The organism is Hydrogenophaga bisanensis (assembly GCF_042665135.1).
GTDB lineage: Bacteria > Pseudomonadota > Gammaproteobacteria > Burkholderiales > Burkholderiaceae_C > Hydrogenophaga > Hydrogenophaga bisanensis.
Genome location: NZ_JBHTBX010000002.1, coordinates 260001 through 273177, shown reverse-complemented (window position 1 = coordinate 273177; position 13177 = coordinate 260001). Strand labels below are relative to the sequence as shown.

The following is a 13177-nucleotide window of genomic DNA, read 5'->3' as shown; positions in this document are numbered from 1 at the left end:
TTCCCTCCTGCGCGTCGTCAAGGTATTGCCGACCGCTCCTCCCAATCCCGCCTGTCGCTGGCTAGCACCATGTCCACCAACCAACTCGACAAGAAATCCGAAGCCTGGTCCGCCCTATTCTCGGAGCCGATGAGTGAATTGGTCAAGCGATACACCGCCAGTGTCTTTTTTGACAAGCGACTGTGGCTGGCCGACATCACCGGCAGCCTCGCTCACGCGGAGATGCTGGCGGCGCAAGGCATCATCGGCGCCAAGGACCTGGCCGACATCCAGCGTGGCATGGCGCAGATCCGCTCGGAAATCGAGGCCGGCACCTTCGAGTGGAAGCTGGACCTGGAAGACGTGCACCTGAACATCGAGGCCCGCCTGACCCAGCTGGTGGGCGACGCTGGCAAGCGCCTGCACACAGGCCGCAGCCGCAACGACCAGGTGGCCACCGACGTGCGCCTGTGGCTGCGCGACGAGATCGACCTGATCTCGGACCTGCTCAAGGAGCTGCAGGTAGCCCTGGTGGACGTGGCCGAGCAGAACGTGGACGTCATCCTGCCCGGCTTCACGCACCTGCAGGTGGCGCAGCCGGTGAGCTTTGCGCACCACCTGCTGGCCTACGTGGAGATGTTCAGCCGCGACGCCGAGCGCATGGCCGACGTGCGCCGCCGCACCAACCGCCTGCCGCTGGGCAGCGCCGCACTGGCCGGCACCACCTACCCGCTCGATCGTGAGCGCGTGGCCAGGACCCTGGGTATGGAAGGCGTGTGCCAGAACAGCCTGGATGGCGTGAGCGACCGCGACTTCGCCATCGAGTTCACCGCCGCCGCCAGCCTGTGCATGGTGCACATCAGCCGTTTCAGCGAAGAGCTGATCCTGTGGATGAGCCAGAACTTTGGCTTCGTGAAGATCGCTGACCGCTTCACCACCGGCAGTTCCATCATGCCGCAAAAGAAGAACCCCGACGTGCCCGAACTGGCGCGTGGCAAGACCGGCCGCGTGGTCGGCCACCTGATGGGCCTGATCACCCTGATGAAGGGCCAGCCGCTGGCCTACAACAAGGACAACCAGGAAGACAAGGAGCCGTTGTTCGACACGGTCGACACGCTCAAGGACACCCTGCGCATCTTCTGCGAGATGGTGGGCGGCCAGCTCAACCCGGCCACCGGCGCCAAGGAAGGCGGCATCACCGTCAACGCGCCCGCCATGGAGGCCGCCGCCAACAAGGGCTACGCCACGGCCACCGACCTGGCCGACTACCTGGTCAAGAAGGGCCTGCCCTTCCGCGACGCGCATGAGACCGTGGCCCACGCCGTCAAGGCCGCCACCAGCCACAACTGCGACCTGTCCGAACTGCCGCTGGCCGTGCTGCAGGGCTTCAATGCGTCGATCGAGAAAGACGTCTACGAGTGCCTGAGCCTGCGCGGCAGCCTCAACGCCCGCAACACCCTGGGCGGCACCGCGCCGGCCCAGGTGAAGTCACAGATCGCCCGCCACCGCGCCCGTCTGGGCTGAGTGGCAGGCTGGGGCGTCAGCCCCCCAGCGCCCGGTCCATGTCACGCACCAGGTGATCCACGGCCGCCTCGGTCGTGGCCCATGAGCACATGAAACGGGCACCACCGCCAATGAAGGTGTAGAAGGTCCAGCCCATGGCCTTCAGGCGGGTGAGGGCCGCCTCGGGCAGATTGACAAAGACCCCGTTGGCCTCGGTGGGCAGCAGGAGTTCCGCCCCCGCGATGGCCGCCACTTTCTCGGACAGGCGATGAGCCATGGCATTGGCGTGCCCGGCATGACGCAGCCAAACCCCATCGGTCAGCATGGCCAGCCAGGGCGCCGAGAGATAGCGCATCTTGGAGGCCAACTGCCCGGCCTGCTTGCAGCGGTAGGCAAACTCCTCGCCCAGACGGCGGTCAAAGAAGACGATGGCTTCACCGATCGGTAACCCCATCTTGGTGCCGCCGAAACACAGCACATCGACACCGGCGCGCCAGGTGATGTCGGCTGGTGCCACACCCAGCGCCGCCACCGCGTTGGCAAAGCGGGCGCCGTCCATATGGACTTTCAGCCCGTGCTCCTGCGCCACCCGGCTGATGCCACTGATCTCGCCCTTCTGGTAAAGCGTGCCCATCTCGGTCGACTGGGTCAGCGTGACCACCTTGGGGCGCGGGTAGTGGACATCGGTGCGCCGGGTGATGACCTCCAGCACGCCGGCCGATGTCAGCTTGCCCTGCCGGTGCGGGGCCGACAGCAGCTTGGACCCGTTGGAGAAAAACTCGGGCGCTCCGCATTCGTCGGTCTCCACGTGGGCGGTGTCGCTGCAGATCACCGCCTGATACGACTGGCACAACGATGCCAGGGCAATGGAGTTGGCGGCCGTCCCATTGAACACGAAGAACACCTCCGCATCGGCTTCGAACAGCTCGCGGATGCGATCACAGGCCTGCTGGGTGGCATGGTCGTTGCCGTAGGACGCCGCAAACCCCACATCGGCCGCCACCAGTGCCTGCATGGCTTCGGGGCAGATGCCAGAGGTGTTGTCGCTGGCAAATTGCAGGAAGTGGCCGGGCTGCTCGTTAGGGGTAGGACTGGCGGTGGACATGACTGAACGGGATAGAATGAATCGACGAACAATTTCGATATATCGAACTTTTGTTCATTTTAACGATCAAATCAACCATGACGCAAGCGCCCTTCAATACCCCGCTCTCTGACGGTCCTCCGGCGGTGGGCTCGCGGCTGCAGGAAGTCCGCAAAGCCCAGAAGTTCTCGCTCGACGAGCTGTCCCGTCGCGCGGGGGTCTCCAAGTCGATGCTGTCCGAGGTGGAGCGCAACCAGGCCAACCCCACCGTGGCCGTGCTCTGGCGACTGTCCAGTGCGCTGGGCATCGAGCTGACCGACCTGCTGGCGCCTGGCCAGACCGCCAAGGCCTCACCCATGGTTGAGCGGGTGGCTGCCCATGCGATCCCCGTGACGGCCAGCATCGACGGAAAATGTTCGCTGCGCATCCTGGGCCCGATTGCGCTGGCGGGACAGGTGGAGTGGTACGAACTCACCGTCGAACCCGGCGGTGTGCTGGCCTCGGAAGCCCATGACGCGGGCGCGCGCGAACACCTGTCGGTGCTCAGCGGCGTTCTGTGCGTGCAGGCCGCAGACAGCGACCAGACCCTCAAGGCAGGTGACAGCGCACGCTACCCCGCCGATGTGCAGCACAGCATCCGCAACCCGGGCAAGACCCTCGCCAAGGCGGTGCTGGTGGTGGAACACTTGACCGACGCGTTGGCCACACGCCCGCACCACCGACAGGGCTGAACACCGCACCGGCTTCGGACAGACGGCGGCAGGGCCAAGCCGGACGGAATCAAGATCCGGCGGCCGTTGCCGATGCCATAGGCATCACAACCGTGCCGCCCTCAGAAGTCGCGGCCATGCCTGGAGGACTCCCGTGACTGTATTGATGCTCTGGATTGCCGCTGTCTTCGCCGTGGCCGCCGTCTGGTGGTTCGCCCGGCGCCCGGCCAGCCCAACGGCGCCCGGCAAAAGAACCGCCCCCGTGAGCGGCGCCGCCGCGCCCATCCAGCGCAGCGCGCCGCAGATGCCCCCCGTGACGGCATCACCGTCGCCGGTCCCGCCCCCCGCCGCGCCGATACCTCCCGCCCTGGCGGCATTCCAGTGGATCACGGACGCCGCACTCCCGCAACAGCGGCGCGAGCAGCTGCTGCAAACCATCCGGGGCATTCCGCGCCCGCCCCAATCGATGCAGCAACTGCTGTCACCCGACTTTCTGGCGCGCGCCGGTTCGGCCGAACTGAGTCAGCTCATCATGGCCGAGCCCATCATCGCGGCCAAAGTGCTCTCCGCCGTCAACTCCCCGATGTACGGCCTGCGCCAGCCGGTGGCCAGCCTGGGGCAGGCCGTGACCTTCCTGGGCATCAACAGCGTGCGCAACATCTGCCTGCAGTACATGCTGGCCGAGGCCTTCAAGCCCAAGCTGGCCGAGGCGCAACAGGCCTTTGACCGCATCTGGAAGGCCAGCGCCTGCGCCAGCGAACTGGCTGTGCGTCTGGGCAAGGCCCTGCACTGGTCCGAACAGGGGTCGCTGTCCACCCAGGTGGTGCTGAGCTTTGTCGGCCAGCTGGCCATGGCCTCGATGCTGCCCGCTGGCCGGCTGACCGAATGGCTGGCCGCCGACCGCCTGGGCAGGGCGCGCCTGGAACAGGAACTGATCGGCATCAGCGCCGTGGAGACCGGTGCGCTGATGATGCGGCACTGGGGCCTGCCCGCCTCGCTGGTCGAGGACGTGGCGGGCATCGGGCGGGTGCTGGTCACGCCAGCCGCCAAGGCGCGGCCAGAGCGGGCGCCCATGATGGCTCTTGGTTACCTGTGTGCCAGGTTGGGCGAATGCCTGGCCAACGGCAGAATGGAATCCTTGGACCAATACCAGCCCGCGATGGATGAGGCCGACGATGCCCACCACCTGCGCAGCTACCTGGCCCTGCCGCCCTTGGCGCGACTGGACGCGGCCTTGCACACCCCGGAAATGGGTGCGGCCGTGGACCAGCTGCTGGGGCGCGAGACGCCCGCCTGACCGCAGGCAACGTCGGCGGTAACATGCTGGACCCGGGAGCATGGTGATCGATGGCTGTTGACATCGGTCAAGCCTTCTGCACCGCGACGACTCCAGAATTGCCGCCATGGAAAACCCCACCACCGCCGACACCACCCAGGGCCTGACCTGGGCACCCCAGCTCCAGACGGGCGATGCCCGCATGGACGACACCCACGAGGAATTCGTGGAGATGCTCAACGAGCTGCTGGCCACACCGGAGCACGAGCAGCTGGCCCTGTACAAGCGCTTCATCGACCACACGGTCGAGCACTTCGCACAGGAGGAACGCTGGATGGTGGCCACCGGCTTTGCGGCGGACAACTGCCACGCGAGCCACCACGCCACCATCCTCGAGACCATGAATGCGGTGGTCGAGCACTTCGAGAAGGGTGACACCGACATCATCAACCGCCTGGCCGAAGCGCTGGTGGAGTGGTTTCCGCAGCATGCCGCCACCATGGACGCAGGCCTGGCCTTGCACATGAAGGATGTCGGCTTCGACTCCCGTACCGAAACCCTGGCAGACCCGGGCAAGGTGCGTCCGGCCACCATGAGCGGTTGCGGCAGCGTCAGCTGCAGCTGAACGCCTGCTGAGCGCTCAGTACCTGGGTGGCTGGATCCACCTGGGCAACGCCGAATGATCGACCTGCATCCGGTCCACCGGAAAGTACACCGACGGTGGCGCCCCATAGCAGCGGGTCCACACCTTGGCGAAATGCGCGGAGTCGGCAAACCCGGCCATCTGGGCCACCTCCGTCAACGAACGCCCCCTTCCCAGGTAGCGGGCGGCCAGCCGGATCTTGCTGGACAGACAGTACGTCCGCAGAGGCAATCCGGCCTGGCTGGAGAACAGCCGGGACGCGTGCTCCACCGACAGATCGAGTTCGGCTGCCAGATCGGTCAACGGACGGCCCGGATCGCTCTGGATCTCCGTCATCATCCAGCGCACCCGGGGATCCAGTGCAGGTGGCCGCGGAAAGTGACCTGTCAGCTGTGACAGTGCCTCGCGAACCGCATGATCCAGCTCGCGCCCGTGCAGGCCATCATGCAGGAACCCCTGACCCACCTGTCGCAGCGCGTCGAAGGCCAGGTGATCGAGGGTGCCGACCCGCCCACTCACACCGGCGAGCACCCGGTAGTCGATGTGAATAGGCTCCACGTCCACCATCAGAAACGGCGAGTGCTCGGCGTTCAAGGTGCGCTCGGTCTGCGGGGGCACCAGAATGAGCTGTCCCTCAACCAATCCCTGCGCCGTCCCGACCCTCAATGGCTTGTCCGGTTCAAGGGCCTGCACAAGGGTGACCGAATGCCGGCAAGCGCGGCTGATCAGACCTGTGGAGGCAAAACAGAACGTGTCTCCCATGAGTCTGCCCCGCGCACCAGGCGGCAGCCAGATGGGCTGCGCAGTGAAGTCGCTTCCATCGTCGAGTCGTCCCATGCTGAAGCCTCCCGGCGAACCGTCGCCCGCATTTCACGGCAATGGCTATCGCTCCTCATCGTAGCGCGCTTGCGCACGCAGGGCCTTTTCGGCCATGGGTGCATCCGGCACCGGATCATCCATCATCAGCTCCAGCAGCCGTTGCACCACTTGCTCTTCCTTTCCGAAGAGGCGCTGCGCCGCCGCCTGACCAAAGTAGCTCTGCCGCAGCGCACGCAACTCGGCCAGCTCGGCCAACCCTTCCTGCGGCAGCAGTGGCGCCTGCACCGAGGATGAGGACAGCTTTTGCGCCGACATGTACCCCTCATAGCGGGAGACCAGCTCTCTCGCTGCAGCGGCTGCTTTGGGCGGCAGGTGTGCCACCTGGGCTTCCACCCTGGCGGACAGCTGATCCTCTGGAGAGAGCACCACCAGGTTCTCCAGCCGCAGGCGCATCGGCTCATCCAGCACCAGGTTGCCGGCCTGATCCACGGCAAACACCTTGTCGGCAGGCGACGCTGCCATCACCGGTGCCGGGACGGCAGGCGTGGGAGACGGCAACACCGGCTCGTCCTCGTCGATGCCGAGATTGGGGTTGAGCCAGGGGCTGGGGGCAGTGCGGCCGCCAGCCCCTGCCGGAAATACTGGTCCCGAAGCGGCATCCGGACTCGCCGGCGGCGTCTGCCCGGCCAGCCACCACACCAACGTGGCCAGGGTGCCGATCACTGCGGCCACCAGCCACCAGCCATGTCCCGGCGCGGACCTGTCGCCCGTCATCCGGGGCTGGCTTACCCCATCCGCCCGTCGGCGAGAAGAAAGGTCATGGATAGCCATGGGACCTCAGTAAGGGCAGTTGTTCTGGTACCGGTCGAAACGCACGGAGGTGTTGTAGCGGTCGTGTTCAGCCCCGCACAGGAAGGTGGAGTAGCGCGTGTCACCGTCCATGAAGCGCTTCATCCAGGCCACACCATAGCGTCCGATGGCTTCATTGCGCACGTTGGGCGCAAAGTGGGACGCCCCCTGAAGTTCGGCATAGGCCTTGGACGTGCCTTGGGGAAGGCTCGCATAGAAGGGGCGTGCGTGCACGGCCACCGGCGCGATCGTGTCACCGTCGGCACCGAAGATCATGCTGGGCACGCGCACGCGCGTGAAGCTGCTGCTGGTGTTCCAGGGTGTGAGCGGGAACGCCGCCTTGAGGGACGGGTCCTCCTCGGCAGCGATCAGCGAACCACCGCCACCCATGGAGTGCCCCGCAACCGCCTGACGGGTCGGGTCAATGCGGCTGCGCACCGTGCTGCTGGCCCGATTGACCGCGTGGTCGAGCGCGGCCCTGAGCTGCCGCGCCCGGCCCGACGGTTGATCCAGCGTGGTGTTGGTATTGATCACGATCGCCACGAATCCGTGAGACGCCAGCTTCTCGCCGATCCAGGCAACACTGCCTTCGGTCGCAGTGAATCCGGGGCTGATGGCAATGAGTCCGTAGCGTCCGCTGGTGCGCGGATAGTAGATCGTGCCCCCACCGAATCCCCGCGCCGCCAGACGGGAGACGTTTTCGCTGGCGATGCTCAGCGGGCCCGATCGCGCATTGAGCGATTCTGATGTGGGGGGGCTGGTTTGGGCCTGGGCGACCCCCAGGCTCATCAAGGGTGCCAGCAAGACCAAGGGGCTGAGCAGGGTGGCGCAGCGTCGTGCAACGCGGGTGTTCATGGGTAGGTCTCCTCGTTGGATGGGTGGATGCCTGACATCACGCCTGCCCGGCGGCCGGACAAGGCCCGTGACGTGGCCAATTCATGCTAGGTAAGCGGCCCGCCTTGCGCTTGTACCGAGTTGATGTGGTGCGCAACCCGCATCCCACCCCTCGTCACCCATGCGACAGCGATGCAATGCCCCCGCTGCGGTGCACAATGCGCCACAGCCTCGTCTGTACGCCCTATCGACCTGATCGATTTCCACCATGCAATCACCCTGCTACGCCGTCATCTTCTCTTCCCAGCGGACCGAGGGCGATCAGGGCTATGCCGCCATGGCCGACCGAATGGTGGAACTGGCCCGCCAGCAACCCGGTTTCCTGGGGGTAGAGAGCGCACGCGGCGCCGACGGCTTCGGCATCACCGTGTCCTACTGGGCCACCGAGGCCGACATTGCGGCCTGGAAGCAGCAGACCGAACACCTGATGGCACAGACCCTGGGCCGCGAGCGCTGGTACGCGCACTACAGCCTGCGTGTGGCGCGGGTCGAGCGCGCCTATGGCCATTCGCAGCGGACAAGCCCGGATGACAACGCACCCCAAAGCCACGGCACGTGAATGGTGGGGCCTGGCGGTCATCGCCCTGCCCTGCCTGGTCTATGCCATGGACCTGACGGTGCTGAACCTGGCCGTGCCGGCGCTGAGCCGGGCACTCTCGCCCAGCGCCTCGGAACTGCTCTGGATCATCGACGTCTATGGCTTCCTGGTGGCCGGCTTTCTCATCACCATGGGCACGCTGGGCGATCGCATCGGGCGACGGCGCCTGTTGCTGATCGGAGCTGCGTTCTTCGCCGTGGCCTCGGTGCTGGCGGCCTTTGCCCGCACACCGGCCGAGCTCATCGCCCTTCGCGCGCTGCTGGGTGTGGCCGGTGCCACGCTGGCCCCATCAACGCTCTCGCTGATTCGCAACATGTTCCACGACGAGACGCAGCGCCAGTTCGCCATCGGGGTCTGGATCACCGCGTTTTCGGTGGGCAGCGCCATCGGCCCACTGGTGGGCGGCTGGCTGCTGGAGCACTTCTGGTGGGGATCGGTGTTCCTGCCCGCCGTCCCCGTGATGCTGTTGCTGCTGGTCCTGGGCCCTCGGCTGCTGCCGGAGTTCCGCGACGAACACGCCGGCCGTGTCGACCCGGCCAGCGTGGTCCTGTCGCTTTCGGCCGTGCTGAGCATGATCTACGCCATCAAGGTCATGGCCGAACACGGCCCCAGCCTGCCCCGGCTGGCCTTGCTGGCCGCGGGCATGGCCATCGGCGCACTCTTCCTGCGGCGGCAGGGCCAGATCGACTACCCTTTGCTGGACCTGCGGCTGTTTGCCATTCCCACCTTCCGCACCGCGATCATGGCCTACGCCCTGTCGTGCCTGGCCATGTTCGGCATCTACATCTTCATCGCGCAGTACCTGCAGATGGTGTTGATGCTCTCGCCGCTGCAGGCCGGCTGGGCCACCGTGCCCTGGGCACTGGGCTTTGTGGTGGGTTCGATGGTGCTGGCACCCCGGCTGGCCGCCCGGTTTGGCCCCGGACGGGTCATGGTCTGGTGCCTGGCAGCCGCCTCACTGGGCATGCTGGCCATGGTGGGCGCCGATGGCTCCTGGGCCCTGTGGATGCTGGTAGCTGGCATGATCGTCGTCAGCCTGGGCATGGCACCGGTGTTTGCCATCGGGACCGAGCAGATCATCACCGCCGCGCCACCGGAGCGTGCGGGCGCGGCCTCGTCCATCGCCGAGACCAGCGCCGAATTCAGCGGCGCGCTGGGCATTGCCCTGTTCGGCAGCGCAGGCACGCTGATCTACCGCCAACAACTGGCGCAGGCCGGGGTAGCCAACCTGCCGCCTGAAGCCTTGACGACGCTGGGCGGCGCACTCAAGGTGGCCGAGCACATGCCGGGCGATTCGGGCAAACGGCTGATCGTCGCGGCACAGGCCGCCTTCACCGATGCGCTACAGCTCACGGCGCTGACCGGCGCGGTGCTGGTGTTGCTGGCCAGCGTGCTGGCGGCCAGGATGCTCAGGCGGACATAGCCCGAGGACGGTCAAACCATCGTGTTGACCTGTGTCCCCGTGGGGCCAGTGCTCGCCAGCGGCAAATCGCCCGCCACCGCATTGAGCAGCGTGGCTGCCGCCGAAGCCTGCGTCTGCATGGCCTCCTTGAGCACATGAATCTGAACCTGCTGCTCCACCGCGCCCTGGCGCATCTGGGCCACACGGTCAGCGACAAGGGCGGGGGAAACGGACATGTCCATGTTCAATTCTCTCTGGTGGTTGAGTCTTTATCGGCAAGCACCAGGGCTGGCTTGAACCCGCCCCCTCAACACCGTCTTCAACACCTTCCCGTAGTTGTTCTTCGGCAGCACTTCAACCAGCTCATACCGCTTGGGCCGCTTGAAGCGGGCGATCTGGTCCAGGCAGAAGGCGTCAAGCGTCTTGGCGTCCAGCGCCGCACCGGGCTGTGGCACCACGAAGGCCACGACGATCTCGCCCCACTCGGGGTCGGGCGCGCCGACCACCGCCACTTCGGCCACGCCGGGCGCGTGCAGCAGCACCTCTTCCACCTCGCGCGGGTAGATGTTGCTGCCGCCACTGATGATCAGGTCCTTGCTGCGGTCCTTGAGGGTGAGGAACCCGTCAGCGTCCAGCGCGCCCATGTCGCCGGTCCACAGCCAGCCATTGCGGATAGCGGCCTGCGTGGCCTCGGGGTTGCGCCAGTAGCCGGCCATGACGCTGTCGCCCTGGATCAGCACTTCACCCACCTCGCCCGCGGGCAGTGATTGGCCGTCGGGCCCCGCGACGCGGATGCGCACGGGGGTCTGCGCCACGCCGACGGAGGCGATACGCGCCTCAAACCGCGGATGCGCGGTGTCGGCCAGGTGGGCGCGGCTGAGGGCGGTGCCGGTCATGGGGCTTTCGCCCTGGCCGTAGATCTGCACGAAGCGCGGGCCCATGGTGCGCAGCGCGCGGCGGATGTCGGCGGCGTACATGGGCGCGCCGCCGTAGACGATGGTCTTGAAGCTCTGGCCACACTGCTCGGGCGTGAGGCCCTGCGCCTCGGCCTCGTCGACGATGCGCTTGACGATGGTGGGGGCCGCGAACAGGGAAAGCGGGCCAAGCTGGCGGCCCAGCCCGAACAGCTCGGCCGCGTCGAAGCTGCCCGAGGCGGGCACCACGTGCCGCGCACCGGCCATGAGGTGCGGAATGGCGTAGATGCCGGCGCCGTGCGACATGGGTGCCGCGTAGGCGATGGCATCCTGCGCGGCAACGTGATCGACGTCGTTGAAGTAGCCCAGGCCCATGGTGAGCAGGTTGCGGTGCGTGATCATCACGCCCTTGGGACGGCCCGTGGTACCGCTGGTGTAGAACAGCCACGCGGTGTCGTCGGGGGTGCGTTCTTCGATGTCGGGCAGCCCGTCTCCTTCGTTGATCCACGCGTCGCACTCGGCGCTGTCCACGTCCATCACGCCGTCCAGCCCGGTGAGTTCCCGCGGGTCGGGTACGATGTCCGAGGTGACGAAGGCCCGGCGCGCGTCGGCGTTCTCCACGATCCACTGCACCTCCCTGATATGCAGCTTGGCGTTGACCGGCACCACCACCAGCCCGGCCCACCAGGCCCCGAACAGCAGCTCCAGATAGCGCGGATGGTTGCGCATGAACAGCACCACGCGCTCGCCGGGCTGCAGTCCAGCCGCACGCAGGCGCGCGCCAAGACGGGCGGATCGCTGCGCCCATTGGGCGTGGGAGGCGACGGCCCGTGCGCCACTGAAAATGGCGGTCGCATCGGGATGTTCCAGCGCCTTGCGCTGCAGCAGATGGGCGAGGTTCACAACAGTGTCTCCTGATTCTCCGCCGACACGATACAGTCAAGTCATGCTGCCCGATGTCCCGCCCTTGATCACTGCCTTGATGGACCCCAGCCGCTATCCGCACAAGGTGGACCAGGTCGAGCTGATGCAGACCCACGGCGCCTGGGTGCTGCTGGCCGGCAACCGCGCCTACAAGATCAAGAAGCCGGTGGCCCTGCCTTTCATGGACTTCTCGACGCTGGACAAGCGCCACACCGCCTGCGAGGCCGAACTGCGCGTCAACAGCCGTTTCGCGCCAGCCGATCCGGCATCAAGGATCTACCTGTGCGCACAAGCCATCACCGGGACCCCGACCCATCCGGTGATTGGCGGTGACCCATCTCAGGCCATCGACTGGGCGGTGCAGATGCGCCGGTTTCCCGAGGCCGTCCGGCTGGATCACGTGGCCGACCGTGGCGAGCTGACTCCCGGCATGATGCAGGCCCTGGCAAGGCACCTGGCGGGATTCCAGGCCAGCGCCGCCGTGGCTGGCCCCGACAGCCCGTGGGGCACACCCGACGACGTGGCGGCGTTTGCGCGCGACAACCTCGCCTCCCTGCGCCTGACGGTGACCGACGACACCGACCTGCGCATGGTCAATTCGCTGTCGCACTGGACCGAGGCACACATCGGACAGCTGACACCGCTGTTGCAGCAACGGCGCACCGATGGCCGTGTGCGCGAGGGCCATGGCGATCTGCACCTGGCCAATCTGGTGCGCATGGGCGATGAAGTCATCCCGTTCGACGCCATCGAGTTCAACGACGCCCTGCGCTGGATCGACGTGGCCAGCGACATCGCCTTCACCTGGATGGACCTGTGGCGCATCGGCCAGGCAGGTCTGGCCCACGTGCTGCTGAGCGAATGGCTCGACGTCAGCGGGGATGTGACGGCACCATCCCTGCTGCCGTTCTTTGCGGTCTACCGTGCCCTGGTGCGCGCCAAGGTGGCGGGCATCCGGTGGACCCAGCTGCGGACATCCGTGGACCAGGCCTCCTCAGCCTTGCAGGAGGTGCGCACCTACCTTCAACTGGCCAGCCAGCTGGCGGAGTTGCCCCTACACCGCCCCTCGCCGTGTCTGGTCATCACGCATGGCCTCTCGGGCAGCGGCAAAACCTGGGCATCCACCCGCTGGCTGGCCGCCCACACCGGCGGACGGGCTATCCGCCTGCGATCGGACGTGGAGCGAAAACGCCTGCACGGCCTGGCCGCCCTGGCAGCCAGCGGGTCGGGCCTGAACACGGGCCTGTATTCGCCACAGGCGCACGGTGATACCTATGCGTCGCTGCTTTCACGCAGCCGTGCCCTGCTGGACCAGGGCTGGACGGTGCTGGTCGATGCCGCGTTTCTGCGCCAGCGTGAACGCCAGGCCTTCGCCGAACTGGCCACACAGGCAAGATGCCCCTTCCACATCCTGGCCTGCGAAGCCCCGCCCGACGAGCTCAGGCGCCGCATCCGTGAACGCCAGGCGCGGGGCGGTGATGCGTCGGAAGCCACGCTCGCGGTGCTGGAGCAGCAATTCGGCTGGCTGGAGCCGCTCACGCCCACTGAAAGATCGTTCGTCCTGCCCTTGGGCTGACCCGGC

The 13177-nt window shown here is 66.8% G+C and carries 13 protein-coding genes; 7 read left to right on the top strand and 6 right to left on the bottom strand.

Features of this window, described 5'->3' with window-relative positions; all coding sequences use genetic code 11:
• Window positions 1–69 precede the first annotated feature (69 nt).
• A complete protein-coding gene (gene argH / locus ACFQNJ_RS03985; protein WP_382253980.1) occupies window positions 70–1503 on the top strand; it encodes an argininosuccinate lyase in 1434 nt (477 codons plus the stop codon).
• Window positions 1504–1519: 16 nt separating this feature from the next.
• On the opposite strand, the gene ACFQNJ_RS03980 is transcribed toward argH, so the two are convergent.
• A complete protein-coding gene (locus ACFQNJ_RS03980) occupies window positions 1520–2587 on the bottom strand; it encodes a threonine aldolase family protein (protein ID WP_382253979.1) in 1068 nt (355 codons plus the stop codon).
• 77 nt (window positions 2588–2664) lie between these two features.
• Here ACFQNJ_RS03980 and ACFQNJ_RS03975 point away from each other — a divergent pair, with 77 nt between their 5' ends.
• From ACFQNJ_RS03975 to ACFQNJ_RS03965, 3 genes are all read left to right on the top strand, one after another.
• Entirely contained in the window at window positions 2665–3297 is a 633-nt protein-coding gene (locus tag ACFQNJ_RS03975) for a helix-turn-helix domain-containing protein (RefSeq protein ID WP_382253977.1), read from the top strand.
• 133 nt (window positions 3298–3430) lie between these two features.
• Complete coding sequence (locus ACFQNJ_RS03970) at window positions 3431–4573, top strand: HDOD domain-containing protein (RefSeq protein WP_382253975.1); 1143 nt, start codon at window positions 3431–3433, stop codon at window positions 4571–4573.
• Window positions 4574–4679: 106 nt separating this feature from the next.
• Window positions 4680–5177 carry a bacteriohemerythrin gene (locus ACFQNJ_RS03965; RefSeq protein ID WP_382253974.1) on the top strand — a complete coding sequence of 166 codons (498 nt, stop codon included), beginning with the start codon at window positions 4680–4682 and terminating at the stop codon, window positions 5175–5177.
• A gap of 15 nt (window positions 5178–5192) precedes the next feature.
• On the opposite strand, the gene ACFQNJ_RS03960 is transcribed toward ACFQNJ_RS03965, so the two are convergent.
• The 3 genes from ACFQNJ_RS03960 to ACFQNJ_RS03950 form a co-directional block, all read right to left on the bottom strand.
• Window positions 5193–6032 carry a helix-turn-helix transcriptional regulator gene (locus ACFQNJ_RS03960; protein ID WP_382253972.1) on the bottom strand — a complete coding sequence of 280 codons (840 nt, stop codon included), beginning with the start codon at window positions 6030–6032 and terminating at the stop codon, window positions 5193–5195.
• A gap of 45 nt (window positions 6033–6077) precedes the next feature.
• Window positions 6078–6788 (bottom strand): hypothetical protein, encoded by a 711-nt coding sequence (locus tag ACFQNJ_RS03955; protein ID WP_382253971.1) that lies wholly within the window; start codon window positions 6786–6788, stop codon window positions 6078–6080.
• Window positions 6789–6851: 63 nt separating this feature from the next.
• A complete protein-coding gene (locus ACFQNJ_RS03950; protein WP_382253970.1) occupies window positions 6852–7718 on the bottom strand; it encodes an alpha/beta hydrolase family protein in 867 nt (288 codons plus the stop codon).
• Window positions 7719–7965: 247 nt separating this feature from the next.
• Between ACFQNJ_RS03950 and ACFQNJ_RS03945 the strand changes: the two genes are divergently transcribed.
• Both ACFQNJ_RS03945 and ACFQNJ_RS03940 read left to right on the top strand, forming a co-directional pair.
• Complete coding sequence (locus ACFQNJ_RS03945) at window positions 7966–8316, top strand: antibiotic biosynthesis monooxygenase family protein (RefSeq protein WP_382253969.1); 351 nt, start codon at window positions 7966–7968, stop codon at window positions 8314–8316.
• Window positions 8285–9778, top strand: a complete 1494-nt coding sequence (locus ACFQNJ_RS03940; RefSeq protein ID WP_382253967.1) for an MFS transporter — start codon at window positions 8285–8287, stop codon at window positions 9776–9778. The genes ACFQNJ_RS03945 and ACFQNJ_RS03940 overlap by 32 nt, the downstream gene beginning before the upstream one ends.
• An 11-nt stretch (window positions 9779–9789) precedes the next feature.
• On the opposite strand, the gene ACFQNJ_RS03935 is transcribed toward ACFQNJ_RS03940, so the two are convergent.
• Entirely contained in the window at window positions 9790–9993 is a 204-nt protein-coding gene (locus tag ACFQNJ_RS03935; RefSeq protein WP_382253965.1) for a putative motility protein, read from the bottom strand.
• A gap of 33 nt (window positions 9994–10026) precedes the next feature.
• Window positions 10027–11574, bottom strand: a complete 1548-nt coding sequence (locus ACFQNJ_RS03930; protein WP_382253963.1) for an AMP-binding protein — start codon at window positions 11572–11574, stop codon at window positions 10027–10029.
• Between the two features lie 43 nt (window positions 11575–11617).
• Here ACFQNJ_RS03930 and ACFQNJ_RS03925 point away from each other — a divergent pair, with 43 nt between their 5' ends.
• Entirely contained in the window at window positions 11618–13171 is a 1554-nt protein-coding gene (locus ACFQNJ_RS03925) for a bifunctional aminoglycoside phosphotransferase/ATP-binding protein (RefSeq protein WP_382253962.1), read from the top strand.
• Window positions 13172–13177: the final 6 nt, after the last annotated feature.